General features: G+C 69.4%; 22 protein-coding genes and 1 pseudogene. 6 read left to right on the forward strand and 17 right to left on the reverse strand.

All coding sequences use genetic code 11. The features are described 5' to 3' along the window. Positions 1 to 51: 51 nt before the first annotated feature. The 8 genes and pseudogenes from Aple_RS18480 to Aple_RS56720 form a co-directional block, all read right to left on the reverse strand. A complete protein-coding gene (locus Aple_RS18480) occupies positions 52 to 792 on the reverse strand; it encodes a helix-turn-helix transcriptional regulator (protein ID WP_218038394.1) in 741 nt (246 codons plus the stop codon). A 137-nt stretch (positions 793 to 929) separates the two neighbouring features. Next, positions 930 to 1,847, reverse strand: coding sequence for a LysR family transcriptional regulator (locus Aple_RS18485; RefSeq protein WP_170321547.1), 918 nt, complete (start codon positions 1,845 to 1,847; stop codon positions 930 to 932). A 217-nt stretch (positions 1,848 to 2,064) separates the two neighbouring features. Continuing rightward, positions 2,065 to 2,598, reverse strand: a complete 534-nt coding sequence (locus Aple_RS18490) for a cupin domain-containing protein (protein WP_155345864.1) — start codon at positions 2,596 to 2,598, stop codon at positions 2,065 to 2,067. A 60-nt stretch (positions 2,599 to 2,658) separates the two neighbouring features. After that, entirely contained in the window at positions 2,659 to 3,597 is a 939-nt protein-coding gene (locus Aple_RS18495) for a fumarylacetoacetate hydrolase family protein (protein WP_155345865.1), read from the reverse strand. Positions 3,598 to 3,677: 80 nt separating this feature from the next. Then, positions 3,678 to 5,048 (reverse strand): MFS transporter, encoded by a 1,371-nt coding sequence (locus Aple_RS18500; RefSeq protein WP_155345866.1) that lies wholly within the window; start codon positions 5,046 to 5,048, stop codon positions 3,678 to 3,680. A 331-nt stretch (positions 5,049 to 5,379) separates the two neighbouring features. Then, entirely contained in the window at positions 5,380 to 5,574 is a 195-nt protein-coding gene (locus Aple_RS18505; RefSeq protein ID WP_155345867.1) for a hypothetical protein, read from the reverse strand. A 394-nt stretch (positions 5,575 to 5,968) separates the two neighbouring features. After that, a complete protein-coding gene (locus Aple_RS52105) occupies positions 5,969 to 6,163 on the reverse strand; it encodes a hypothetical protein (protein WP_218038395.1) in 195 nt (64 codons plus the stop codon). 17 nt (positions 6,164 to 6,180) lie between these two features. Beyond that, positions 6,181 to 6,333, reverse strand: a pseudogene (locus Aple_RS56720) (mesaconyl-C4 CoA hydratase); the annotation flags it as partial. 160 nt (positions 6,334 to 6,493) lie between these two features. Here Aple_RS56720 and Aple_RS18515 point away from each other — a divergent pair. Next, positions 6,494 to 9,646: a BTAD domain-containing putative transcriptional regulator gene (locus Aple_RS18515; RefSeq protein WP_218038396.1), complete on the forward strand. Its 3,153-nt coding sequence runs from the start codon at positions 6,494 to 6,496 to the stop codon at positions 9,644 to 9,646. A gap of 82 nt (positions 9,647 to 9,728) precedes the next feature. On the opposite strand, the gene Aple_RS18520 is transcribed toward Aple_RS18515, so the two are convergent. The 9 genes from Aple_RS18520 to Aple_RS18560 all read right to left on the reverse strand — a co-directional run bounded on the left by Aple_RS18520 (position 9,729) and on the right by Aple_RS18560 (position 19,489). Next, positions 9,729 to 11,051 carry a HAMP domain-containing sensor histidine kinase gene (locus Aple_RS18520; protein ID WP_170321548.1) on the reverse strand — a complete coding sequence of 441 codons (1,323 nt, stop codon included), beginning with the start codon at positions 11,049 to 11,051 and terminating at the stop codon, positions 9,729 to 9,731. A 220-nt stretch (positions 11,052 to 11,271) separates the two neighbouring features. Then, positions 11,272 to 12,420, reverse strand: coding sequence for a 4-hydroxybenzoate 3-monooxygenase (locus Aple_RS18525; RefSeq protein WP_155345870.1), 1,149 nt, complete (start codon positions 12,418 to 12,420; stop codon positions 11,272 to 11,274). Continuing rightward, the gene (gene pcaDC / locus Aple_RS18530; RefSeq protein ID WP_155345871.1) at positions 12,420 to 13,532 is read right to left on the reverse strand and encodes a bifunctional 3-oxoadipate enol-lactonase/4-carboxymuconolactone decarboxylase PcaDC; all 1,113 of its coding nucleotides are present in this window, start codon (positions 13,530 to 13,532) and stop codon (positions 12,420 to 12,422) included. The genes Aple_RS18525 and pcaDC overlap by 1 nt, the downstream gene beginning before the upstream one ends. Further along, a complete protein-coding gene (gene pcaB / locus Aple_RS18535; protein ID WP_155345872.1) occupies positions 13,525 to 14,877 on the reverse strand; it encodes a 3-carboxy-cis,cis-muconate cycloisomerase in 1,353 nt (450 codons plus the stop codon). The genes pcaDC and pcaB overlap by 8 nt, the downstream gene beginning before the upstream one ends. Beyond that, positions 14,864 to 15,427 carry a protocatechuate 3,4-dioxygenase subunit alpha gene (pcaG, locus tag Aple_RS18540; RefSeq protein ID WP_155345873.1) on the reverse strand — a complete coding sequence of 188 codons (564 nt, stop codon included), beginning with the start codon at positions 15,425 to 15,427 and terminating at the stop codon, positions 14,864 to 14,866. The genes pcaB and pcaG overlap by 14 nt, the downstream gene beginning before the upstream one ends. A gap of 108 nt (positions 15,428 to 15,535) precedes the next feature. Then, positions 15,536 to 16,831: an RNA-guided endonuclease IscB gene (iscB, locus tag Aple_RS18545; protein ID WP_246264585.1), complete on the reverse strand. Its 1,296-nt coding sequence runs from the start codon at positions 16,829 to 16,831 to the stop codon at positions 15,536 to 15,538. 336 nt (positions 16,832 to 17,167) lie between these two features. Beyond that, positions 17,168 to 17,929 (reverse strand): protocatechuate 3,4-dioxygenase subunit beta, encoded by a 762-nt coding sequence (gene pcaH / locus Aple_RS18550; protein ID WP_155345875.1) that lies wholly within the window; start codon positions 17,927 to 17,929, stop codon positions 17,168 to 17,170. Next, positions 17,922 to 18,659, reverse strand: coding sequence for a CoA-transferase subunit beta (locus Aple_RS18555; protein WP_155345958.1), 738 nt, complete (start codon positions 18,657 to 18,659; stop codon positions 17,922 to 17,924). Before Aple_RS18555 ends, pcaH begins: the two co-directional genes overlap by 8 nt. Before the next feature lie 20 nt (positions 18,660 to 18,679). Beyond that, entirely contained in the window at positions 18,680 to 19,489 is an 810-nt protein-coding gene (locus Aple_RS18560; protein ID WP_155345876.1) for a CoA transferase subunit A, read from the reverse strand. Positions 19,490 to 19,570: 81 nt separating this feature from the next. On the opposite strand from Aple_RS18560, the gene Aple_RS56050 reads away from it, so the two are divergent. From Aple_RS56050 to Aple_RS18585, 5 genes are all read left to right on the forward strand, one after another. After that, entirely contained in the window at positions 19,571 to 21,160 is a 1,590-nt protein-coding gene (locus Aple_RS56050; RefSeq protein ID WP_155345877.1) for an IclR family transcriptional regulator domain-containing protein, read from the forward strand. A gap of 46 nt (positions 21,161 to 21,206) precedes the next feature. Continuing rightward, complete coding sequence (locus tag Aple_RS18570) at positions 21,207 to 22,841, forward strand: RecQ family ATP-dependent DNA helicase (protein ID WP_155345878.1); 1,635 nt, start codon at positions 21,207 to 21,209, stop codon at positions 22,839 to 22,841. A gap of 39 nt (positions 22,842 to 22,880) precedes the next feature. Further along, positions 22,881 to 23,660 carry an SDR family NAD(P)-dependent oxidoreductase gene (locus Aple_RS18575; RefSeq protein WP_155345879.1) on the forward strand — a complete coding sequence of 260 codons (780 nt, stop codon included), beginning with the start codon at positions 22,881 to 22,883 and terminating at the stop codon, positions 23,658 to 23,660. Beyond that, positions 23,657 to 24,232, forward strand: a complete 576-nt coding sequence (locus Aple_RS18580; RefSeq protein WP_155345880.1) for a TetR/AcrR family transcriptional regulator — start codon at positions 23,657 to 23,659, stop codon at positions 24,230 to 24,232. Before Aple_RS18575 ends, Aple_RS18580 begins: the two co-directional genes overlap by 4 nt. A 222-nt stretch (positions 24,233 to 24,454) precedes the next feature. Further along, entirely contained in the window at positions 24,455 to 26,713 is a 2,259-nt protein-coding gene (locus tag Aple_RS18585; protein WP_218038397.1) for a glycosyl hydrolase family 18 protein, read from the forward strand. The last annotated feature ends 17 nt before the right edge of the window (positions 26,714 to 26,730 follow it).

The following is a 26,730-nucleotide window of genomic DNA, read 5'->3' on the forward strand; positions in this document are numbered from 1 at the left end:
TCAGAGCGGCTGACGAATGGCGGCACCACCCGCCGAAGCGGGGGCACCGGGTCAGGGGAGCTGACCAGCGCGGCGGGCCAGCACGACGGCCTCCAGCCGGGTCTCGGCGCCGAGCTTGCGCATCGCGGACTTGACGTAGCTTTTGACCGTGTGGGTGGTAAGGCCGAGAGTCACCGCGACGGCCAGGTTCGAGCGGCCCACGGCGACCAGACTCAGAACGTCGAGCTCGCGCCCGGTCAAGCGGGCGACCGGGTAGGCCTGCGACGGCGCCGCGCCCACGAGCTCCTCGACGGCCGCGCGCAGCTCGTCACGCACCTCGGGAGATTCGATCCGGGAGGCAAGCATCCGCAGCCGGGTGTGGGTGGCGCGGATCCGCGCCTGGAGCTCGACCGCATCGCCGAGCTCATCGTGCTCGGCCCGGCGGGCCATGACCGCCAAGTCCTGTTCGAGGGCGCGGGCCTCGTCGACCAGCACGTCCTGCCCGCGGTCGTTGATGCTCCCCGCCGTGCGAAGGGCCCCGTAGAGGACGGCCACAACCCTGCGCCCGACGATCACCGGGACGGCCGACATCGCGAACAACCCCTCGGCCCGGATGATCCGGTCGTAGTGGTGGGTGATGTCCGCGGTCCGGAAATAGTTGTCGACGGCGACAGGCCGCCGTCGGGCAACGACCTTCCCGCCCACGCCGTGCCCAATCTCGAGCGACGCGTTGCGTAGCGGGCCGATTACCGGGCCGTCGAAACGGCTGAGGACGATCCGGTGCTCCGGGACCACTTCGCCCGCGAAGGCCACGGAGACGTGGCTCCTTTCCCGGATGCGGACTAGAGCGGCCTGAATCCGCCGTGCCGCCTCGCTGCGGGAGTCATTCGGAACCATACTTCGCCCTCGAGACGTCGCAATCGGTAGTACAACTCTGTGCAGCCGGTCATTTAGCTTGGGCTCAGGTCGGCCCCGCGGAGATTGGCAAGCTGGCCAAGACGGGTCCGGACCACGTCGATGACGGCCCGGACCGCAGGCGGAGGCTGACGTCCTGCGCGGGTCACCGCCACGAGTTTCCGCTCCAGTACGGGTGCGAAGCCCACCGCCGTGACGATCCCGCTAGCCAAGTCTCCCCGGATGAATGTGTACGGCAGGACCGAGCAGTATTCGCCGCGCACGACGAGATCCCTGACCATATGTATGGAGTCCACGCCAGAACCGATGCCCTGCGAGACTCGCTCGAATTCTGCGCTCGTATTCAGAAGATCACGAAACCCTGGCGTCAGTACGAGTCGGAGAGACTGGAGCGCACCCGGCGTAGCGTGTTCGCCAAGGCCGGAAAGCATACCTTTCGCCCCGACGAGCAACATCTCGTCGGACCCCACGTCGGCAAAAGATAGCTGCGACGTCGCATGGCCGGACAAATGGGTGAAGATGCCGAGATCCAGTCGTCCTTCTTCCAGCCATTCCCCCAGGAACATAGGCAATGCTTCGACGATTTTGATTCGAACCTGGGGATAGTCCGCTGCGAATCTCTCTTCCAGATATCCCGCCAGTGCGGGAACCAGTGACGGCGAGAGGCCGAGCGTCACATTTCCCGCTACCGATGCCGCCGCCTCGCGGATCGCCGACCTGATGTCGTCCACATAGTTGAGAAGAGTTTGCGACATCTCGTCGAGACGACTGCCCGCGACCGTGGGGCGAACACCTTCAGGCAGTCTCACCAGCAAATCGGCGCCCAGCTCACGCTCAAGAGATCGAATCTGTTTGCTTAGGGCAGGCTGGCCTACATGCAGCTTTCGCGCCGCTCGACTGAAGCTGCCCTCGCGAACGATCGTCGTAAAATACTGGATCTGCCGAATCTCCATCCCCGCCACCCTGATCTCGACCAATCGGCCGCGAGGTTCTCCGTTTGGCCACCTTAGCATGGGTATTCCGTGATGGAATGGCACCTGCCTAGATCCGAGTCGGGGCGAGGGGCCCCGCTGGGGAGTATCGGAAGGTCGGGGCCCAGATGGTGTGCGTGGACGTCGACCGCGCTGTACGGCGTACGACTCCTCCGTGTCAATCGCGAGACTGAGAAGCTCACTCGGGAATGGTGTCGTCCCGCGGCATGGGGGACACCCGTCCGCCGAACACTGACAGGTCCTCGCGAAGGACGATGTCGCCGGACCGTACCGGCAGCGCATCGATCAACACGAACATGACCCGGACCGGCTCATCGCCGCGCGGGATCCAGGAATGCATGGTGCCCCGCTGGACCAGGACGTCCCCTGCCGTCAGTCGTTCGACAACCTCCCCACTGTCAAGGACCATGTCGAGCCGACCCGAGAGCACAACGGCGACGTCCTGTGTCTCGGTTCGATGCATGTTCGGCTGCTCGGGCTCTGCCGGGTCGAACTCCGCGATGCGGAAGAGCACGCGGGAACCCTTCGGGCCGGGGGCGCCGTCGTCGAAGACGTCCTCGTCGTTGCTCGCGGGGAACTCTCCCGTGCACCACACGACCCGCGCCTCGTAGCCGGGCAGGCGCGGCTCCGAGCCAACGATCTCGTCTGACCTGACGACGGCCTTCCCCTCGGGAGAGTGACCGGTCACGACCCGCCTGAACCTGAAACTCATGAGATCTCCGTTTGCGACACCAGCCGCGGCAGTCGGTCGGTGGGGTGATCGGCCCGACGCTCATCCGGCAGGGCGCAGCGGAATGACGTCGATCCCCTGCGTCACGGTCTGCTGGGTCTCCCCCAGCCCCTCACCCCTCAGGCTCACCACATCGCCCGGTTGCAGCCAACGCTTGAAGTCCGCCAACTCGGCGGTGTCGACGTGCTCGAGCAGACACCCACGAGGGACCGTGCCTGAGCCGATCACCGAACCGGGCGGCAGGTCGGTCCCCCGCGAGATGTACGCGAGGAGCTCGCCGAAGGTCCAGTCCACCTGATCCAAGGTGCCGCGGGTCAGCTCCTCACCGTTGACGGTCGCGGAAAGCTCGAGCGCAAGACGCCCGTCCCGGCGGTACGACTCGAGCTCGTCGACGGTGACCAGCGCCGGACCGAGCGTGATGGCGCTGTCCTTGCTCTTCGCCATCCCGATGCCCTTGGCCATATCCACGACCTGATGGTCCCGCGCGGTCCAGTCGTTGTAGAGCGTATAGCCGATGATGTGCTCCTCGGCCCGGTCCGGGTGCAGGTCACGGCCCCCACGCCCGATCACCGCACCGACCTCGAGTTCGAGGTCGAACATCGCCGAGCCCGGTGCGATCGGGACGTCGTCGTACGGCCCGACGATGGCGTCCGCGTTGGCGAAGTAGAAGGCCGGACTCTGCGACCACACCGGATCCAAGTCCCCGTGCCGTCCGAGGGCCCGGTAACAGCCGCGGAGGTGCTCCAGGAAGCACAACCCGTCCCGCACAGACGGCGGACGGCGGAGCGGGGCGAGCAGCCGGACCTCGTCCAGACCACGAACCTCCACCGGCGCACGACGAGCGTCCTCGCCCGCCTCGGCGAGACTCCCACTCGCCAGCAGCGACTCCAGGGTCGTACCCGCGGCGAGCCCTTGGACGGCCTCGCCGTCGATCACGCCTGTACGGATGCCCTCGCCGGCCTCATAGGTAACCCACCTCATGACTCTCTCCTTCAGATCGATGTTCTCCGAGCCGTACTCGGTTCTCCAACTCGGCTCCCGGCAGCGGAGGAGAGCGGTCCTCAGCTCCCGACGACGGCGCCGGCGCTGTCCGCTCCACCGCGTGCGGGTGTGTCAGAAGGGCCGGAGCCTCGGCCGAGGTAAAGCGGAATCCTCGGGACCACGAGCGCGGCACCCAGTGTCAGGACGCAGGCGAACAGGATGACGTACATGGGGGCGGTGAGACCGAAGGCCGCGATCAGCCAGACCAGGATCAGGCTCATAAGGCCACCCAGCACAGCGACCACCACGTTGTAGGAGACGGAGTACCCAGTCTGCCGGACCTCTGTCGGGAAGATCGAGGACACGAGGCCCGGAACCGCACTGACGATCGCCCCGGCGCCGAGCACGGCGGGCAGCTGAATCCACAACACGACGTTCGAACCCGCAGGCAGCGTCGGGAGGACCAGGAACAGGACCACCGTGGCAGCCGCCGTCAGTCCGGTCCCGCAGAGCAGCTCGCGACGCCAGCCCCAGCGATCGGCCACCCAGCCCCAGAAGGGCATGGACGCCATGGCGCCGGCGATAGCGATCAGGCTCGCCCCCAAAGCCGCGGGCGCGGGGATGTGAAGCGAGGTCTGCAGGTAGGTGGGCCAGAAAGTGAACAAGGCAATGTTCACGATCGAGATCACCGACACGAGCAGGGCACCGAACAGCACCGGCCCGCGGTGCTCTCGCAGGACCTCCCGCACGGGCGACGCCCCGGCCTTTCGCTCCTCCTCGACCTGCTGCTGGAAGGCGGGGGTCTCATCGAGCTTGCGGCGGAGGTAGATCGACACCACCCCCAGCAGTCCACCGACGATGAACGGCAGTCGCCACGCCAGGGACGGGACACCCGGCACCAGGTGGGTGGCGACGAGGCCGCTGAGGAAAGCCATGGTGGCTCCGAGCAGGAACCCTGCGTAGGCCATCGATTGCTGGAATGCGCCCGCCCTGGCCACTGCGTCACGGTCGGCGTGCTCGGTGACGAAAACCGCCGCCGCGGGCAGCTCACCACCCACGGCGCAACCCTGGGCGATCCGCATGAGCATCAACAACACCGGAGCGGGCCAGCCGACCTGCGCGTAGGTCGGGAGCAGGCCGATGGCGAGTGTCGCCACCGACATCACGACGACGGTGAGGACGAAGAGTCGCTTCCGGCCGACCCGATCAGCCGCCCGAGCGATGAGGATGCCCGCGATCGGCCTGATCAAGAAGCCGACCGAGTAGATCGAGAACGTCTGCATCAGTCGGAGGGTGTCGGACGTCTCGGGCGGGAAGAACGCCGCGCCGATCAGTGTCGCCACGTAGAGGTAGACGACGAAGTCGTAGTACTCGAGTGCGGCGCCGAGCGAACCGAGAAGGATGTTCCGTCTCGCCTCGCGACGTCGGCTACCCGGAGATGAGAGCGCCATGTGTTTCACATTCTTTGTTAGTTGATTCCGCCGTAGCGGAAAGCTACGCGGGCCTGCCTGGAACGCCCGGCCACGGCGCGCCCTCAGGACCTCGGAACTCGCCCGTACCTGAGGGAGCAACGCCTCGCAGACCGAGAGCCGGTCTCGGGAGATGACCGCGCGTCAGTCGGCGAAAGCGCGCATCTCGCTGAATATATCGATCCCGTAGGTCGTCGGGTTGTCATTGCTGATACCGGGACGCAGGCCCTGCTCAACCCCACTCGTTCTACGGAGTTTTCCCGCAATGGAATTGCGACTCAATACGCGGACAGACGTTGACCTGAGATCGTTGTCAACGATCAACGATCAACTGCCGCTGCTCGGGCGTGCAGAAATTGGCGTGGTTGCCCTCGCCTGGGAGCGACTCCCCGGCCCCGGCGATGCGGTCACCGACGATCAGGACGTCCCCGCGTGCGAGATCGCCGATGGCCGGGTCCATCGACACGACGCTCCCGCCCCGGAGGAGGATCCGCTGGTCACCGTCCACCGTGGCCCTCGGAGGTATGCCGCTCCAGCAACGCCCGCAGCGCCGGGCCGCCTGCCGTCGGATCAGTCTTCACGGAATCCACCTCTCTGCGTCGCACCTCTGCGCCGCAATTGCGATTCCGCCCCTCGCGGACAATCCATTCCTATACGGACCGTCGGTATCCTGGAGCGATCAGAAAGCACTCTATTAGCGTCGACGCAGCAACCCCCAATACCGATTTCCGATACCCCATATTCCTCTAGGGAATAACATCCCTGCCCCGCACGGCGGATGGCCGCGCCATCCACCAAGTCCCCAGGGCCGCGCGAGTGGAGGGAATGGGCGCAAGGCCCTCTTCTTGTTGCTCATTGATCGTTTCTGGCTGCTCGCCGGACCTTTTCGAGCATCCACGACGTCACTTTCGAGATTCCTCCACCTCGACACGCCCCTTCGCGGTGACGCGACCACTGAGGTCACGGATGGAGACCTCCCGGCCCGCGCCTGACTCGACGCTCTTCGCCACCAAGCCCTGGTGGTCGAACACCGGTGAGACCACGCGGTAGTCGATCGCCGTAGCGACCGCACCCGGCCTACGCACGGACTCCGCCATGGCGCCAGCCCCGGGTAGCCCTCGACGTCGCGAGCGTAGTCACGGTCGTAGTGGATGCGGTGGGCGTTGTAGGTCAACGCCGAGAACCAGAACAGCAGCGTCGGGTCCACGGGCAGTCGGCGACGGTGGCGGCCGGCTGGGGTTCGTGCCTGGTCGGATCGACGTTTGATGGGTTTCTGGGCAGGGTTTGGACCGGTAGGCTTTGTGTGCGCTGCAACTCCTTTGACGGCTGGTCAGCGATGATCTGTCATGTTCCCGGGGGTCGACGTGGCCTTGCCAGTTCATCCGGTCCAGCCTGGCGACGGGGGGCGGCCGGTCGGTGGTGTTGGTTTGCGTCTGCAGGTCCTCGGCCCGTTACGGGTGTGGCGGGACGGTGTCGAGCTGGATACCGGTCCCCGGCAGCAGGCGTATCTGCTGGCCTTGCTGCTGGCTCGGGTGGGCAGGCCGATCAGCGCGAGCGAGTTGATCGATCTGATCTGGGGCGACGGCGTTCCCAGCAGCGCGCTCAACGTCATCCAAAAGTACGTCGGTGCGTTGCGGCGGCTGCTCGAACCCGCGATCCCTTCCCGTAGAACCGGCTCATACCTGCACCGCCGCGGCAACGCCTACCTGTTCACGGCGCCTTCCGGCATGTTGGACCTGGTGGCCTTCCGGGAGCTCGTCGAGGCCGCAGAAGAGGCCCTCGCGGAGCATCGTCACGAAACGGCGCTTGATCGCTACGTCGAAGCGCTCGGCCTGTGGCAGGGCCGTGCGGGCGACGGATTGACGCATGGGCCGACCGCGTTGCCGATCTTCGTAGCCCTCGACGACGAGTTCCACGCCGCGTGCGCTGCAGCGGCCGATCTGGCGATGTCGCTGCGCCGGCCGGTGTCTGTGCTGCCGGCGTTGCGGCTGGCCGCATCGATGGCGCCGTTCCATGAATCGGTGCACGCCAGCCTCATTGCCATCCTCGGGGCCGCGGGACGCCGTGCGGAGGCACTGTCGGCGTTCCGCACGGTCAGCGCCTGCCTTGCCGACGAGCTCGGTGTCGAGCCCGGCCAGGCGCTGCAGGCCGCATATCTGCAGGTACTGGCGCAGCCTCCGACGTCGCCGGTCGTGACGGGTGCGGACGTCGGGGGTGACGGCGCGTCGGCGCGAGCGGCCGGGCTGGTCGGCCGGGCCGAGGAGCTCGCCATCCTGCGGCAAGCCGTCGAGATGGCACTTACCGGCCGCTCGGCGCTCGCCATCGTCGAAGGCGAACCGGGCGTGGGCAAGACCCGCCTGCTGCAGGAGACCGCCGCCGAGGCGAGCCGGCTCGGCCCGTTCGTGGTCTGGGGTTCCTGCTTGGAAGGTGATGGAACGCCGTCGATGTGGCCGTGGGAGCAGGTGCTCCGTCCGATCCTCGACAGCCTGCCGGCGACGTTGCGGGAGAAATGGCTCGCCAGTGATCTCGGCGGCCTCCTCGAACCGCGAAACGACGGCGCGGCCGCGCCTACGGTTCCTGACAGCGGCGCCCAGTTCCGCCTGCTCGAACAGGTCGTCACCGTAGTCGGGCAGGCCTCGGCGCAACGGCCCACGCTGCTGATCCTCGATGATCTCCAATGGGCTGACACCGCCTCGCTCCAGCTGTTCGGCCACCTCGCGACCCGGCTACCCGCCGGCACGGTGATCATCGGCGCGCTCCGTGACCGCGCACCCGTACCCGGCTCTGACTTGTCGCGGGTCCTGGCCGCGGCCAGTCGGCTGCCGGATCACCGCAGGATCCGGCTCGGCCCGCTCGGCTTGCCCGAGGTGACCGAGCTCATCCGCCGCGAAACCGGCCAGGACCCGGGCGCTGATGTCGCCCGCGGCATCCATACCCGTACTGCCGGCAATCCGTTCTTCGTCCGGGAGCTGTCCCGGCTCCTGAGCGACGGCGGCTCGCTGCGCGACGGCGAGGTGGCAGTGCCGGCCGGGGTACCGGCCACCGTACGAGACGTGGTCCGCGACCGGATGGCCGGTCTCGACGACAGCGCTCGGGACCTGCTGCATGTCGCCGCGCTCATCGGCCGCGACGTGGACCTCGCCCTGCTCGCCGGCGCAGCCGGCGTCGACGTCGCGGACTGCCTCGAACGCCTCGAACCGCTGCAGGCGCTCGGTCTGCTGGAAACCAGGCCGGAAAGCCCGCACTCGCTACGGTTCGCGCACGACCTGGTCCGCGAGTCGGTCACCGAGACCACGACGCGGCAGCAGGCCGGCCGGCTGCATCTGCGCGTTGCCGACGCCCTCGAACGCACCCATGTGGACGACGAGTCTGTCGCCGAACGCCTCGCCTACCACCTCTGGGCCGCCGGCCCGCTCGCCGACCCGGCTCGCACCGCGCAGGCACTGGCCCGCGCCGGCCGCCGTGCGGCGACCAAGCTCGCGTTCGCGGCCGCCGGTCGGCACCTGGAATCGGCCGCCCAGATCGCGCGCACGGCCGGCCTGCGGGACCTGGAGCTGTCGGTGCTGTCACTGCTCACTCTTGTTGCCAGCAGGCACGCGGGATACGGCGGCTCGACGTTCGACCTGCTGGAGCGGGCCGAGTACCTGGCCCGCATGCTCGGCCACGAGACGGAGGCCGTCCGCTTTCTGTTCGTTCGGCTGGTCGGGGCCTACACCTCGATCGAGAAGGACCGTGGGAGGTGGGCTCGCCGAGTGTACGAGCGAGGACAGGCGTCCGCCGACCCGATCATCCAGGCGTACGGTCGGCATGCCTGGGGCCTGTACCAGTGGGACATCGGCAACATCGGCGAGGCGTACCGCTTCTTCAGCGCGCAAGGCCACACCAGCCCGCACCGTGGTGCCGGCGACCTCGGACCGTGGAAGGTGCCGAATGAACGGATCGGTTGGGTGGCCGTGATCACCGCGCTGCACGGCGATGTCGAGACGGCACGGTCCGCGATCGACAAGGCGTACCTAGCCGACGAAGACCTGTTTGTGATGTCGGCCTGGGCCTACTACCACACTATGGCGGCCTCGATGGCGGGTGACGCGCGATGGGTGATGTGGGCGGCCGAGCGGTGGATCGCGGCCGGCGCCGACCGCTCCGGCGTCGCGCAGGAGCACTACATCTGGCTGGACTGGCTCTGGGCCTGTGCACTCACCGGCGACGATCCGGCCGACAAGGCGGCAGAGGCCGAACAACTCCTGGCCGCGACTCTCCTCGACCCGCCGCGATGGGGCATCGCATACCACTACGGACTGATCGCCGAGATGTGGCTGGCCGCCGACATGCCCGACGCGGCCGCAACCGCCCTCGACCGAGCCGACCAGGCCCTCACGACCTACGGCCAACGTTTCGCCGAAGGGCTCCTGCTGTTGCTGCGCGCGCGCCTGCTGCACGCCCGCGGCGAACCCGTCGACATCGTGCGAGCCGCCGCCGAAGCAGCCCGCGCCCGATCGGACGAACGCGGGGCTTACCTCTTCGCGCGCCGCTCCGAGCGGTTCCTGGCCGAAATCGACCAGAAATCGCCGGACATTTGATCGCGCGCTGGACGCCTTGCATCCAAGGCGGCGGTGCACCGACTCACCAAAGCCCTCGCAGCCGAGTGGGCAGAAGTCGATCCTAGGTCGCGGGCCCGTCGGCCACGTCCATCAGCGGCAGCCGGAGCACGAATCGCGCGCCCCGCGGCGCGTCCTCGATCAGCAGGGTTCCGTTGTGTGCCTGCGCGATGTCCCGGGAGATGGCCAGGCCGAGTCCGCTGCCTCCGGGTTCGCGGCGCCGGGCGGCGTCAAGCCTGACGAAGCGTTCGAAGACGCGCTCGCGGTCCTGGGGCGCGATACCGTCGCCGTCATCGGTCACCGTCACCACCGCCTGACCGTCCGTACGCTCGGCGGTGATCTCGACTTCGGCGTCGGCGTGCCGCCGGGCGTTGGCCAGGAGGTTGCTCAGGACCCGGATCAGCTGGATGCGGTTGCCCGAGACCTTCACCTCACGGTCGATATGGACGTGCACCGGCACACCGTCCGTCAGAGTCGCCGTCTCCTGCGCGATCAGGGCGCTGAGGTCGATCGACTCGTGCGCGGCGGGGTCGCCGGCGCGGAGACGGGACAACACCAGCAGGTCGTCGACGATCGCCACCAGCCGGTCGGTGACCGACAACGCCTTGTGTACGGTTTCGCGGGGGTCGACGTCGCCGGGATAGAGGACCGCCTCTTCCAGCTGGGCATGCAGGCCGGCAAGCGGGTTCCTGAGCTCGTGGGAGGTGGTGGAGGCGAATCGGCGTTGCAGTTCCACCGACTCCTCCAGGCGGGCCAGCGTGTGGTTGACGGTGGAAGCGAGGCGCGCGAACTCGTCGCACCCCGGCGGCTGAGGCACCCGCAGGCTCAGGTCACTCACCGTGATCTCCGACATTCGCTCCCGGATCGCCTCCACGCGGCTCATTATCCGAGTCGAGAACCGCCAGTTCCCCCACGCGACGAGGGAGGCGGCCAGCAGAACCCCGACGGCGGTGCCGACCTCCAGGCCATGGGAGGCCAGGATGGCCGGTTCGCGCATGCCGGCGTAGACGAACGAAGGATCATCCCGCCCAAGCAGGCGATTGGTCTGAGGGAGGAGCCGGCTGGCGGTGAACACGATGCACCCGCCTTGCGGGGAGCACACCGTACCGCTCTGGATCCGGTCGTCGGGCGGGGGACGCAGCGTGCTCAGGGGCGGCAGGCCCGCCGCCACCTTGCTGGCGGCGACCACCTGGCCACGGGAGTCGACGAGCTGAAGCAGGTCGACGCTGGTCGACGGCGCCGACGACGGTATCCTGCCCGGCTCGAAGGACCCGATCCACTCGGTGGAGGCCCGCTGGGTCTCATGGAAAGCCCGATCCTGGACCCTGTCGAGGACCAGGAAGTCAAGGCTGACCCCGATCGCGGTGAGGAAGACCAACGCCAGCACCCCAACGCCAAGCGTGGTACGCGCACGAACCGAATGCGGCAGAAATGAGGCCCACCCGCATCCCAACACAACCCTCCTCCTTGCAAAAGCCCAGGTCAGAGCATTGTCAAGGATAGTCATGAGGAGGGTAACCACACGCCAAGCCACCCACATCAGGCCAAATGCAGGCCAACGCTTTACCGATGAGCACGGTCGCCCACACCCGAGTACGCCCTTGCTGTCAGGGCAGGCCCGCGTAGTTCTCCGCGAGTTCGGCGGCGGCGTGGCGGGAGTCGGCGATGCGGTGGAGTTGGGAGAGCTGGAGGCGGGTGTCGAAGGGGGTCTGGTCGGGGGTGCGGTGGAGGAGGGTTGTCATGAAATAGGAGAAGTGTTCGGCGCGCCAGACGCGGCGGAGGCAGGTGTCGGAGTAGGTGTTGAGGAGGTCGGGGGAACCGGTGGTGAACCAGTGCTGGAGGGCCTTGGCGAGGGTGACCACGTCGGAGATGGCGAGGTTGAGGCCTTTGGCGCCGGTGGGGGGCACGATGTGGGCGGCGTCTCCGGCCAGGAAGAGGCGGCCGTGGCGCATGGGTTCGGTGACGAAGCTGCGCATGGGGGTGACGGCCTTCTGGGTGATCGGGCCGCGCATGAGCTTCCAGTCGGTGTCGACCGCGAAGCGGGCGTCCAGCTCGTCCCAGATGCGGTCGTCTGGCCAGTCGTCGGGGTCGGTGTCGTTGGGGACCTGGAGGTAGAGGCGGCTGACCGTGGGGGAACGCATGCTGTGCAGGGCGAAGCCGCGCTCGGAGTGGGCGTAGATGAGTTCCTCGCAGGACGGGGGGACGTCGGCGAGGATGCCCAGCCAGGAGTAGGGGTATTCCCGTTCGTACACGCGGGCGTCGGGGATCGCGGCGCGGGAGATGCCGTGGAAGCCGTCGCAGCCGACGACGAAGTCGAAGCCGAGTCTCTCCTTGACGCCGTCGCGGACGAAGGTGAGCGTGTCGTCCTCGATGGCGATCGCCTCGGCTTCGAAGAGCAGCGGGCCGCCCTCGGCGAGCTGGAGCGCGACCAGGTCCTTCACGATCTCGGTCTGGGCGTAGATCATCACGCTGCGGCCGCCGGTCAGGGCCGGGAAGTCGAGGTGGTGGCTCCGGCGGTCGAAGCGCAGCTCGATGCCGTGGTGGACTAAGCCCTCGCGGTCCAGGCGCTCGGCGGCTCCGCAGGCGCGGAGCGCGTCGACCGTGCCCTGTTCCAGCATTCCGGCCCGCTGTCGATGTTCCACGTACGCGCGATCCCGGTGTTCCAGGACGATCGAGTCGATTCCGGCGTTGTGCAGCATCCTGGCCAGCAGCAGCCCGGCCGGCCCGGCTCCGACGATGGCGACGGTGGCGAACATCAGGTCCTCCCAAGGGTGCGCTGCGCGACGGCGAAGGCGGCGTTGGCCGCGGGCACGCCGCAGTAGACGGCGGTCTGCAGCAGGACTTCCTTGATCTCGTCCGGGGTGAGGCCGTTGCGGAGCGCGGCGCGCACGTGCATGGCCAGCTCGTCCAGGTGGCCGCCCGCGACCAGCGCGGTGAGCGTGATGCAGCTGCGGGTACGCCGGTCCAGGCCCGGGCGGGTCCAGATCTCGCCCCAGGCGTAGCGGGTGATGAAGTCCTGGAAATCGGCGGTGAAGGCGGTGGTGTTGGCGATGGCCCGGTCCACGTGCTCATCGCCGAGTACGGCCCGCCGCACGCTCATCCCGTCCGGCGCGGGCAGGTGGCTGCGCAGGGCGGCCAGCACGGCGTCCGGGCGTTCGACGCCGGCCAGGTGGGCGGCATGGGCGATCTCCACCAGGGTGGCGCCGGGGATGCCATCGGCGAGTTCGCGAGCGACGGCGGGCGGGGTGGCGGGATCCTCCCGCCCGGCGACGATCAGCGTGGGCGCGGCGATCCTGGTCAAATCGGCGCGTAGGTCGTAGCCGGAGAGTGCGTCACAGCAGGCCGCGTAGCCCTCGGGGTCGGCGGCGGCAAGATCGGCGGCCATCCGCTCGGCCGGGGGCGTCCGCGCTCCCGCCGCCGTGAACCATCGGCCGAGCGCCACTTCCACGAGCGGAGCCGTCCCCTGGGTACGGACGAGGGCTGCCCGCTCCCGCCAGCCGTCCGGTTCCCCGAACCGGGCGGCCGAGCACACCATGGCCAGCGATTCCACCCGATCTGCGTGATGCACCGCCAGCCAGGCTCCAATCGCTCCGCCAAGGGAGATCCCCGCGTAGTGGAAACGTCCGACACCCAGCGAATCCGCCAGATCGAGCACTCTCCCGGCGAGTTCGTCCATCGACGAAAGCTCCTCGACAGGCGATCCCCCATGCCCGGGAAGGTCGAAGCGGACGACCTTGAACTGGCGTGCCAGCACGGCTGCCTGCGGCTCCCACACGGCCAGCGAGGTCCCGAGCGAAGGACCGAGCATCAGGACCGGAGCATCGGCGGGACCGTCGATCCGATGATTGAGCACCCCCCGGTCAGGCATCGTGATCGCCTGCGGGTCGGCGGGTGAGCGCGTGGTCGGTCAAGGCCGGGGCCGAGCCCAGATAGGTGGCCGGGTCGCAGAGTTCGTCCAGGTCGGTGATGTTCAGGTCGCCGGGGGCGATCTCTCTAAGGATGGCCTGCCGGAGGGTGATGCCCTCGGCGGTGACCCGGCGGGAGGCGCGTTCCGTGAGGGCGCGGGCCTCGTGGCGGCCCAGTTTGGGGGTCAGGGCGGTGCTGAGGCGTTCGGCGACGAGCATTCCGCGGGTCAGGTCGAGGTTGGCGCGCATGCGGTCGGAGTCCACTCGGAGGCCTTCCGCGAGGGTGGCGGCGTGGGCGGCCGCGCCTCCGGCGTGGCGGAGCAGGTCGCGCAGGGGGGACCATTCGGCGTGCCAGGCTCCGGAGGGGCGTTCGTCCTCGGCGGCGAGCGAGCCGTACAGGATGGCGAGGAGGGACGGTGTGGTGCGGGCGGCGGCGGCGATCAGCGTCGCGCCGACGGGGTTGCTCTTGTGCGGCAGCGCCGAGGAGCCGCCGCCGGCGCCTTCTGCCACTTCGGCGATCTCGGTTCTGGACAGGACCAGCACGTCCGCGGCCATCTTGCCGAGCGCCCCGGCGGTGAACGCGAGCGCGGAGCCGAGATCCACGACGGGGGTGCGCAGCGTGTGCCAGGGCAGCCGCGGCTCGGCCAGGCCGAGTTCCCTGGCGAATCCGGCGAGCAGCCGCCGCTCGTCCACACGGGGGATGAACACCTCGAACGCAGCCATCGTCCCGGCGGCCCCGCCCAGCTGGACGGGGAGGACCACGGCGGCCAGGCGGTCGCGGGCGTCCAGCGCCAGATCCCGCCAGCCCGCCGCCTTCAACCCGAAGGTGGTCGGCACCGCGTGCTGGGTCAGGGTACGACCCGCCATCGGCGTGTCCCGATGGGCGGCCGCGAGGCGGGCCAGCGCGACGGCCACCCGATCGAGGTCGGCGATGATCGTGTCCCGGACGCGCTCGGCCACCAGCATGAACGCGGTGTCCATGATGTCCTGGCTTGTCGCCCCCATGTGGGCGTCGGGCGCGCGCTGCGTCAGGGCTTTGACCAGGGGAATCACCGGATTCCCGCCGGATCTCGCGAGCAGCGCGAGGGTCCGCGTGCCCTCAAGGGCCAGCGCGTCGGCGGCCACCGTGACGTCCTTGACCGTACCCTCCGGGATCAGCCCTTCCGCCGCCTGTGCCCGGGCGAGGGCGACCTCCGCGTCCAGCAGGGCGTGCAGGAAGGCGAGGTCGCCGGTGGCGGCCTCCGCCGGGGAGCCCGCCCAGATCGGAGCGATAAGTCCGGCGTCAGGCGAAAAATCATCGGAATTCAAGGAAGACCGTCTCCCGATCACCTTGGAGGTGAATGTCGATACGGTGTGCGCCGCCGGGTTCCGCCACGGCCACGAGGGTGGCGCGGCGGCCGGGTTCGAGCGAGGCCAGCAGCGGGTCGGAAGCGCTGTCCTCAAAATAGATCCGGGTGTACAGATGCCGCAGCAACCCGCGCGCGAACACGCACACCGAAATATACGGAACCCGCCCGGGCCCGGTAGCTCCCGGCGGAAACGTCCGTATCGCCCAGTGCCCGTCGGCGTCGGTCGCCACCCGGGCGAAGCCGGTGAACCGCACGCCGTCCCGCCCGGGGAACGACCCGTTCACGTGATCGCGCCGCATCGAGCCGGGCTGCCCATCCAGCCCGCCGGAGGGATCGGCCTGCCAGAACTCCAGGAGCGCGTCGGGCACGGGATCCCCCGCACCGTCGTACACGAAACCGCGCACCACCACGGCGTCCGGGTGCCCGGCCGGGGCCAGGTCTCCCCCGCCCGCCTGCCGCAACGCGTACCCGTAGAAGGGACCCACCGTCTGCGAGGGTGTCGGCTTCATCGAGAACCTCCGAGGAAAACCCGGCCTTCAGGCCGGGGAGGAATCGGACTCCTGCCGAGCAGGGCAGGGACAGGCGATCCGCCGCCAGGCGGACCGCCGTCGAAACGGTCACCGCGATGCATCGGATTCTCCTCGCGTGGTGTAGGCGTAGCCGTCGGCGCGTTGCAGCAGGCGCAGGTGCCGGTGGTGGATGCCCTGGACGACGCCGCGGGCGGTGGTGATGTTGAAGCTGCCGGTCCTCCGAACGGCGACGCGGCCGGTGTACGTGCCCGCCTTCTTGCCGCCGGGGACCACGGCGCGGACCAGGTCGCCGGTGGCGTAGCCGAACAACCGCTTGGCCCGTGGCATGCGCAGCCGGGGAAAGCCGTGCCGGTCGGTGCGGGTACGGGTGTAGGCGCCGCGCCCGGCGCACCCGGCGACCAGCACGACCGCCACCAGTTCGGTGACGGTGCCGAGCTTGCCCACCGCCAGCGCGTCCAGCGTGTGCGTCTTGGACAGGCCGCACCGGATGCGGTTCCACTTGGTGCGCCCGCCGGATGCGCTGTGCGTGGGCCAGGAGGCGTCCAGCGCCCGCCACAGCACCCACCGGGTGGCGTTCACCGCGGCGGCGTCCCGCAGCGGCGTCTTCGCCCGGCGCAGGATCTCCACGGCCCGCTTCGGCGCGAACTCCTCCACAGGCCGGTTCCCCTTGGCCTGGTTACACGGGATGCAGGCCAGGACCAGGTTCGACACCCGGTCCGAGCCACCCTTTGAGCGGGGGTGGACGTGGTCGATGTTCAGCGGCACCCCGGTGATGCCGCAGTAGAGGCAGGCACGGCCGAACTTGGCGAGGAGGTACTCGCGCACCTCGACGCCGTGCAGGGTGCCGTGCTGGTACTCGGCGCCTTCCATAGGGCGGCCGGCGGTGATGGCGTGGGTGTCGAACGCGACGCGTTCCACGTGCACCGCCGTGACGGGAGCCCACCGGGTGAGCCGGTCGACCCAGGAGACGGTGGTGTCGACCCGGTGCCGCAGCGACGGCGCCAGCCAGCCCTTGGGGCGGGTCCGGTTGAGGAAGCGGGGGGCGCGGTAGCGCAGGTTCCGGGTACGGCGTCCGCGCCGGTAGGCGGCCCGCTGCTCCAGCTTCTTACGAATCTGCGCGCCGCGGTGGTCGAGCTGCACGGCGTACCGGCCGCGCCGCTCACCCGCCTGGACGGTGAACACCGCGATCCCGGTGTGCTTGCTGCCGGGGTCGACGCCCAGCTCGACACCGTCCACCTGCGAGTCGGCGATCATGCGGTCTTTCAGGCGGATCACGAACGGGGTGTGCCGGGCCACCACCGCCCTCCCGACCTTCAGCAGCCTGCGCGCCCTGGCGGGCGTGGTGGGCTGCAACGGGATGCCGCGCTTGTCGAGCACGAACACGAACGGGTGCCGCTCACGCGGCCTCTCCCCGGCCCTTGCGGGCTCGGGAGTGACGCCACCGGTGGCAGGTGAGCCGCCGATGGTCTCCCCTCGACCATGTCCCGCACCGGATGCCGTAACACGGCGTCCGAGCCCCGTTTCGTCCCCGATCCCAGGGTTGTCTACTGACTCGAATTCGAGAGCGAGCTGCTGAGGAAGCACAGCCCGGTCGGTCTTCCGTCCTGCACGGAACGTAGCCATCAAGGTCACCTCCTGTCGGTGATGGCTGGGTCTGGTAACACACGGGCCTTCAGCCACGCGGGCTGAAAGCCCCCGCCTTCAGGCGGGGGATCCGGTTTACCGGCCTTCCTCCATCCACGTCGCCGAAGGGCCGTCCAGCACGATGTCCCACCGGTATCCGAGCGACCACTCCGGACTGGACAGATCATGATCGTACGTGGCGATCATGCGCTGCCGGGCGGCCTCGCTGGGCACCGAGTTGAAAATCGGGTCGTAGCGGAAGAGCGGGTCGTTGGGGAAGTACATCTGGGTGACCAGCCGCTGGGCGAAAGCCGTACCGAATATGGAGAAGTGGATGTGCGCGGGCCGCCACGCGTTGAGGTGGTTACGCCAGGGGTAGGCGCCGGGCTTGATGGTGGTGAAGGAGTAGCGGCCCTCGTCGTCGGTGAGGCAGCGGCCGGTGCCCGTGAAGTTGGGGTCCAGCGGGGCGGGGTGCTGGTCGCGGTCGTGGGCGTAACGGCCGGCGGCGTTGGCCTGCCAGAGCTCCACCAGCTGGCGGCGCACCGGCCTGCCGTCACGGTCAAGGACCCGGCCGGTGAGGGTGATGCGCTCGCCCAGCGGCTCGCCCAGGCCGTGGCGGGTGAGATCGCGGTCGAGCTCGGTCACGTCGGTGACGCCGAAGACGGGGCCGCGGAGTTCGGTGTCGGCCTGCTCGGTCAGGATCAGCGGGAGGTGCGGGTGGCGGAGCGTGGAGCTGCGGTAGGGCTTGTAGTCGCGCAAGGGGTGCTCGGGCTCCGGTTCACCCCCGGCGACCGCCTTCGCCACGGCGGTGCTGATATCGGCGATCTCGCGGTCGATATCGCCCTGAGTGTCAGGCATCTGAGGCTCCTCGATCGGATAGTTCACGGAGTGCCGCGAGTTCCACGGGGGTTGGCGGCTCGGTCACGCCGAGGTCGGGCGCGACGCGGAGTTTCCAGGCGGTGGCCTCGCACACCTGCTCAGCCGACACGCCCGGATGCAGTTCGGTCAGGACGAGCTCGGCCGTCTCCGGGTCGGGCCGCAGCACGCCGAGGTCGGTGATGACCGCGACAGGGCCCGCGCCGGGCAGGCCGAGCCTGGCGCGATCCCCCGGCCCTGAGCCGTGGCCCACCGTGGTGACGAAGTCCAGCCGCTCGACCAGGTTGCGGCGCGAGTGGCGCAGCACCATCAGGACCTTCCCGCAACTGGCCGCGATCTCGGGGGCTCCCCCGGCGCCGGGCAGGCGGCCCTCGGGGCGGCCGGGCCCCCGGTCGATCACGGTGGTGTTGATGTTGGCGTATCGGTCGACCTGGGCGGCGCCGAGGAAGCCGACGTCGATGCGCCCGGCCTGGAGCCAGTAGTTGAAGATCTCCGGCACCGAGACGACCGCGTCGGCGGTGTCGGCCAGCTCGCCGTCGCCGATGGACAGCGGCAGCCGGGACGGCTTGGAGCCGAGCGTGCCGGACTCGTAGATCAGCACGAGGCCGGGCTCGACGGTCCGGCGGGCCAGGTTGGCGGCGGCGCTGGGCAGGCCGATGCCGACGAAGCAGGTGCGCGCCCCGGCCAGCGCGCGTGCCGCGTTGACGGTCATCAGCTCGTCGGAGGTCCAGTTCACGCCGCCTCCAGGACATGCGCGCGCATCCAGGCCAGGAAGGTGTCCCGATCCCTGGAGATGGGATCCCAGGCTTGGTAGAAGTCGTTGTCGCGGACGGTGTATCCCGCCGTGTACGACGGGTGCGCGCCGTTCGGGGCGACCGCGACCGCGTGCACCGACCAGGACGGCAGCACGACCGCGCCGGGCCGGGGATCGAGCGCGTCCACGACCTCCTCGACCGTCACCAGCACCCGCTCGGCGGCCAGCGCGGCCTCTTTCTGCACCCCGATCAGCCCCCACAGCTGCACGTTCCCGGCCCGGTCGGCCCGCTGCGCGTGGATGATGGTCACGTCGGGGTTGACGGCGGCCACGGCCGCCAACTCCTCGCCGGTGAACGGACAGCGCACGGTCGAGATGGTCGGCGAGCGGCCCGGCAGGTCGCTGCCGCGATAGCCGCGCAGCACCGCGAACGGCAGCCTCGACGCCCCGGCGACGTAGCGGTTGGCCATCCCGGCGTGGCTGTGCTCGTCGAGTTCGAGCGGCCGCGGCCAGCCGTTCTCGACCGCGTCGCGGAAGCGGTGCAGCGAGCCGACGCCCGGGTTTCCGCCCCAGGAGAAGACCAGCTTGCGGGCCGCGCCCATGCCGATCAGCTGGTCGTAGATCACGTCCGGGGTCATCCGGACCAGGGTCAGGTCGGTGATGCCCTGCCGGATCACCTCGTGCGCGGCGGCGTACGGGATCAGATGCGTGAACCCCTCCATCGCCACCGTGTCCCCAGGGCGGATGAGGGCGGCGACCGCCTCCCGGAGGGTCAAGATTTCCGCCATGTCCCCTTCTGTTCGCCTGATGAACTAATGTTCATAATTGATGACGGACAGGAGTCTCCCCCTGGGACAGGACGCATGTCAATGACGAACGAGGGCCGGGTCGGCCCGCTGGAGCGCGGGCTGGCGGTCCTGCGGGCCATGTCCGAGATGGCCGACATGGCCGATGTGGACGCCATCCGGCCCAGCGACCTGACCCGCCGTACCGGCCTGGCCCGGTCGACGGTGGACCGGGTGCTGGCGACCCTGGTCCGGCTCGGCTACGTCCGGGAGTCCGATCGGTCGGTACGGCTCGCGCCCCGGCTGATGGAACTGGGCAACGCGTACCTGGCCGGGAGCGGCATCCCGGAGGCGCTGGGGCCGCTGGCCGAACGCCTGGCGGACGAGTTCGACGAGTCGGTCTCGGTGGCCGTGCCGGACGGGGCCGGGGTGCGGTTCGTCACGCAGATCACCCGGCGGCGGACCATGTCACTGGCCTTTCGCATCGGCGACCTGCTTCCTGCCGAACGCTGCGCTCCCGGGGCCCTGTTCGCGGCGGGCTGGACCGCCGGGGACTGGGCGCGGTGGCGGTGCGCGGGCGGCCTGGTCACGGCCGTGCCGCGCGATCCGGGCGCGGAGGACGATTTCCGCCGCCGGGCGCGCGCGGCGGGTGGCGGCTGGGCGGAGGACGATCAGCTCATCGAGCCGGGTCTGATCGCGGTCGCGGTTCCGGTGCGGGACGGGCGCGGGCGGCCGGTGTGCGCGATCAGCGTGGTCAGCCATACCAGCAGGCACTCGATCGGCTCGCTGGCCGGGCGCGTGCTGCCACGGCTGCGGGCGGAGACGCCCGTCCTCGATCATCACCCCGCCGAAGCTCGGCCGCACGTCGCGGCGGCCGACTCCTCCAGGCGGGTGAAGGAGGAGGTGGGGGCGGAGTTCCTGCAGTCGCTGGCGCGTGGGCTCGGGGTGCTGGCGAGCCTGGGGCGGGCGCGCGGCGGGCTGACCCTGTCGGAGGCGGCCGAGGCCACCGGGCTGCCCCGGGCCACCGCGCGGCGGGCGCTGCTCACGCTCGCCGATCTGGGGTACGCCGGGCAGGAGGGGAGGCGGTTCGCGGCGCGGCCCCGGGTGCTGGAGCTGGGCTACGCGCGGCTGTCGTCGATGGGGTTCGGCGAGGTGGTCCTGCCCCATCTGGCGGAGTTGATGGAGCAGGTACGCGAATCGGTGTCGATGGCCGTCCTGGACGGCACCGATATCCGGTATGTCGCCCGGGTTCCGGCTTATCGGATTATGAGTGTGGATATCACTGTTGGGAGTCGGCTGCCGGCGTACGCGACGTCCATGGGGCGGGTGCTGCTCGCCGATCTCAGTGTTGCGGAGCAGGCCGGTCTGCTTGCCCGTACTCCCCCGCGGCCGCTTACCCGGCGGAGCCGTACCGACATGGACGCGGTGCTGGCCGAGGTGGCCGCCAAGGGGTACGCGCTGGTAGATGAGGAGCTGGAGGAAGGGCTGCGTTCGCTCGCCGTACCCGTGCGTGACGCCGGTGGCCGGGTGATCGCGGCGATCAATGTGGCCACCCATGTCGCCCGTGGCACCCCGGAGAGCACCCGGGCGGCCCTGCTTCCCGCTCTCAGCGCGACCGCCGCCCGGATCGAGGCGGATCTGGCGGTCATGCGTTCGACTTTCCGCATGCCGTGATAAAGCTCACGTCGCGGGTAATGTCCGGCCACCAGATGGAGGTCGTATGGGCGTGTGGGCGAGGCTGGCCGGGCGGTTCGGGTCACGAGGGCGGCGGTTACGGAAGGTGGCCCGCAAGCGATTCGGGTGGCGGGAGCTGCGGCCCGGGCAGCTGGAGGCCATGGAGCAGGTGCTGGGCGGGCGGGATGTGCTGCTGGTGATGCCCACCGGGGGTGGGAAGTCGGCGGTCTACCAGGTGCCGGCACTGCTGCTGGACGGGCCGACGATCGTGGTTTCGCCGCTCATCGCGCTCCAGCGGGACCAGGTGGCGAGCCTGCTGAAGGCCGGCGCGGGCGGAGCGGTGGCTGTCAACTCGACCTCGCCGGTGGCGGCGGGACTGGATCAGGTCACGGCCGGACGGGCCGAGTTCGTGTTCCTCTCCCCCGAGCAACTGGCCAAGCCCGAGGTGGTGGCCCAGCTCGCCACGGCCAAACCATCCCTTATCGCCGTGGACGAGGCGCACTGCGTCTCCTCTTGGGGGCACGACTTCCGCCCGGACTATCTCCGCCTGGGGAAGGCGATCGAACTGCTCGGTCACCCTCCCGTGGTGGCGCTCACGGCCACGGCGGCGCCGAACGTGCGTGAGGAGATCGTCAGATCGCTGGGACTGAGGCGGCCGAAGGAGATCGTCCGGGGGTTCGACCGGCCCAACATCCACCTGGCGGTCCGGCGCTTCGCGAAGGACGGCGACAAACGCCGGGCGCTGATCGAGCACGCCGCGACGCGGGAGGGCCTGGGTCTTGTGTACGTGGCCAGCCGCCGTGAGGCCGAGGAATACGCCGGGGCGATCGCCGAGCGGGGGCGGCGGGCGGAGCCGTACCACGCGGGGATGCGGTCGGCCGAGCGGACGCGCGTGCACGAGCTGTTCTCGGCGGGTGCGGTCGACACCGTGGTGGCCACCTCGGCGTTCGGCATGGGAATCGACCGCCACGATGTGCGGTATGTGCTGCACGCCGGCCCGCCCGAGTCGCCCGACGCGTACTACCAGGAGATCGGCCGGGCGGGGCGGGACGGCGGCGCCGCGTCGGCCGTGCTGTTCTACCGCCCGGAGGATCTCGGGCTGCGCCGGTTCCTGACCGGCGGCCGCGTCGACTCCGGCTTGCTGCTCCGGGTGGCCACCCTGGTACGGGAACACGGCGGCACCGTCCCCGCCGGTGAGCTGCGCGCCCTGCTCGATATCGGGGCCTCCCGGCTGACGGCCTTGGTCAATTTGCTCGAACGGGTGAACGCCCTCACAGTCACCGCCTCCGGCGATCTCCGTTACGTGCCCGGCGGGCCGTCGCCCGAGCGGGCCGCCGCCGAAGCGGTCCGGCTGGATGAGACGCGGCATCGCGTGGACGAGTCCAGGATCGACATGATGCGCGGCTACGCGGAGACGACCGGCTGCCGCCGCCGGTTCCTGCTGGGCTACTTCGGCGAGCCGTACCAGGGGGGCTGCGGTCACTGCGACGCCTGCCGGGACGAGCGGCGGATCGAACCCGGGGCGGGCCCTTTTCCGGTGCACGCCAAGGTCCAGCACGTGCGCTGGGGTCGTGGCGTGGTGCTGAGCCGCGAGCACGACCGGATCGTCGTGCTGTTCGAATCGGTCGGATATAAGACCCTCGCGCTGGCAGCCGTCGACGGGGTACTGACCATGATTTAGAAACTTGCTCTAGAGATTTGCTCTAAATATGCTGCCCGCATGACTGTGGTGGTGACCGGGGGCAACCGGGGGATCGGATACGCGGTGTGCGAGCGGCTGGCGCGGGCCGGGAAGCGGGTGGTGCTGGTCTCCCGGGACCGGGAACGTGGCGCGGCGGCGATCCGGGCGCTGCCCGGGGAGGTGGATCTGGTCGTGGGCGATCTCACCACGTTCGCGGGAGTCCGGATCCTGGCCGAGGAACTGCGCCGGATCTGCCCCAGGATCGAAGTGCTGGTGCACAACGCGGGCCTGTGGCCGAGCCGCCGGGTGCTCACCGCCGACGGCGTGGAGGAGTCGTTCGCGATCAACCACCTCGCGCCGTTCCTGCTCAACCACCTGCTGGAGGACCTCCTCGGCCGCGTGGTGCAGGTCAGCGCGGGCCTGTACGCCAAAGGCAAGGTCAACCCCGACCGCACCCCGCAGGGCCTGGACTTCCACCCGATCCGCACCTACGCGGACACCAAGCTCTGCAACGTGCTCATGCTCCCACTGTTCGCCAGGCGATGGGAGGATGCCGGGGTGACGATCGACGCCGTGCACCCGGGGGTGATCCGGACAGGTCTGGGCGACCGGGGCGGCCCGGCCGGTCTGCTGCTCAAGGCGGCCAAACGGTTCTGGCTGCCTCCTGAGAAGGGCGCGGAGCCGGTCGTACGGCTCGCGCTCGAGAACACGGGCACCGGCCGGTTCTTCAACGTGAACAAGGAGATCCCGATCGAGCTGGACGAGGACCTCGCCAGGCGGGTCTGGACGCAGGCCGCCGAGCTCACCGGGGCCGGATGAGGCAGCGCAGGAGCGAGGAGACCGTCCAGCGGCTGCTGGACACGGCTCTCGTCGCATTCACGGAAGGTGATTTCACCCTGCGCGGAGTGACTACGCGCAGCGGCGTCAGCGTGGGCAGCCTTTATCACCATTTCGGCAGCTTCGACGGGCTGGCTGCAGCGCTGTACAGCGAATGTATGGCCCTGCTGCTGGACGCGCTGATCGACGCCCTGGAGCGCACCCGCACGCCGCGGACGGGAGTGCGCGCGATCGTCCGCGCGTACCTGGCCTTCACCAGGACCAGCCCCGCGCGCGCCCGTTTCATCCACGCCGCCCCCAACACGGCCGGGCACGCGGCCGCGATCGCCGAGCGCAAAGCGCCGCAAATCGACCGCCTGGTGGCCTGGCTGCGCCCGCACATCGCCGCCGGAACCGTGGCCGACCTGCCGATTCCGCTGATCGAGATGCTGCTGATCGGGCCGCTCGCCGAGGTGACCCGGCGCTGGCTGGCGGGGGTGCCGGGCATCGATCTGGCCGAGGCCGCCCGGGTGCTGCCCGAGCCCATCTGGCGCTCACTCCAGGCTGGTTATTGACTACGAAACGGCAGGCGGGTTACGTTCGCTCCAATTAAAAGGAAAGCTTCCTAATAGTTTCCTTGGAACCCGCAGCTAGGAACCGTGCGCCATGCAGCGATCGCCGCCCGCCCAGGAACCCCACCCGCTGAGCGTTTCCCCCCGAGTGCCCGCCCGAGCCCGGTCGGCCGTGCACACGCGTCCCGACATCCGATCCCCCCATGGACGTGGAGCAGCACAGATATGAGATCCAGGACCGTTTACACCCTGTTACTGGCAGTGGGGGCACTGCTTCTTCCTCTCTTCCTCTCCCCAAACGCCGCGTTCGGCGCGGTGACCGTACCGCTGCGGGCCAACGCCAACGGCGGGGCCTTCACCGACGGCGGCGGCAACGCCTGGCTCGCCGACAAGGCGTACTCCAGCGGCACGTGGGGGTATGAGACCTCCTACGGCTCCGGCTCGACCGGCAGCGCCATCGGGGGCACCACCGACGACGCCCTCTACCAGAACTACCAGCTGTTCAACGGCTGGGGCGGCTACAAGTTCGACGTCGCCAACGGCACGTACACGGTCACCCTGAAGATGGTCGAGGACTGGGCCAACGCCGCCGGACAGCGCAAGTTCGACATCCGGATCGAGAACACGGTGGTGGCCACCGGCTTCGACGTGTTCGCCTCCTGCGGGGCGTTGACCGCCTGCGACCGGACGTACAACACCACCGTGAGCGACGGCCAGCTGAACGTGCAGTTCAACATGAACGGCGGGGCCAACTACGCGACGGTGTCGGCGATCGCGGTGACCGGCGGGGGTGGCGGCGGCGACACGACCGCGCCGTCCGTGCCCGGCAACCTGCGCAGCACCGGCGTGACCAACAACAGCGTCTCGCTGGCCTGGAACGCCTCCACCGACAACGTCGGCGTCACCGGCTACCTGATCTACCGTGGCGGCACCCTCGTCACCACGGTGACCGGCACGACCTACACCGACACCGGACGAGCCGCCAACACCAGCTACACCTACCAGGTACGCGCCCGCGACGCCGCCAACAACCAGTCCGCCCTGAGCAACTCGGTGACCGCGACCACCACCGGCGGCGGCGGCGACACGACCGCGCCGTCCGTGCCCGGCAACCTGCGCAGCACCGGCGTGACCAACAACAGCGTCTCGCTGGCCTGGAACGCCTCCACCGACAACGTCGGCGTCACCGGCTACCTGATCTACCGTGGCGGCACGCTCGTCACCACGGTGACCGGCACGACCTACACCGACACCGGACGAGCCGCCAACACCAGCTACACCTACCAGGTACGCGCCCGCGACGCCGCCAACAACCAATCCGGCCTGAGCAACTCGGTGACCGCGACCACCACCGGCGGCGGAGGCGGCAACAAGAAGCTGCTCGGCTACTTCGTGCAGTGGGGCGTCTACCAGCGCGGCTACCACGTCAAGAACATCGTCACCAGCGGTTCGGCGGCCAAGCTGACGCACATCAACTACGCCTTCGGCAACGTGACCAACGGCCAGTGCGTCCTCGGCGACACCTACGCCGACTACGACCGGTTCTACAGCGCGGCCGAGAGCGTGGACGGCGTCGCCGACACCTGGGACGCGGGCGCGCTGCGCGGCAGCTTCAACCAGCTGCGCAAGCTCAAGGCCCAGTACCCGAACATCAAGATCCTGTTCTCGTTCGGCGGCTGGACCTGGTCCGGCGGCTTCGGCCAGGCCGCGGCCAACCCGACCGCCTTCGCCAACTCCTGCTACAACCTGGTGGAGGACCCGCGCTGGGCGGACGTGTTCGACGGCATCGACATCGACTGGGAGTACCCGAACGCCTGCGGCCTGTCCTGTGACACCAGCGGCTTCGCGTCCTTCCGCAACGTGATGCAGGCGCTGCGCAACCGGTTCGGCTCCGGCAACCTGGTCACCGCCGCGATCACCGCCGACGGCACCAACGGCGGCAAGATCGACGCGGCCGACTACGGCGGCGCCGCCCAGTACCTCGACTGGTACAACGTCATGACCTACGACTACTTCGGCGCCTTCGCCCCGCAGGGCCCGACCGCTCCACACTCGCCGCTGACGTCCTACACCGGCATCCCGACGGCGGGCTTCTACTCCGACGCGGCCATCCAGAAACTGAAGAGCAAGGGCGTTCCGTCCAGCAAGCTGCTGCTCGGCATCGGTTTCTACGGCCGCGGCTGGACCGGCGTCACCCAGGCCACTCCGGGTGGTACGGCCACCGGCCCGGCGCCCGGCACGTACGAGGCGGGCAACGAGGACTACAAGGTCCTCAAGAACACCTGCCCGCCGACCGGGACGATCGCCGGCACGTCGTACGCGAAGTGCGGCAGCAACTGGTGGAGCTACGACACACCGGGCACCATCGGCGGCAAGATGACCTACTCCAAGGACCAGGGACTCGGCGGCGCGTTCTTCTGGGAACTCACCGGCGACACCACCAACGGCGAACTGATCACGGCCATGAAGAACGGCCTGGCCTGATCCCGACCCGGGCGAGC

Source organism: Acrocarpospora pleiomorpha, from assembly GCF_009687885.1.
In the GTDB taxonomy this organism is placed as follows: domain Bacteria; phylum Actinomycetota; class Actinomycetes; order Streptosporangiales; family Streptosporangiaceae; genus Acrocarpospora; species Acrocarpospora pleiomorpha.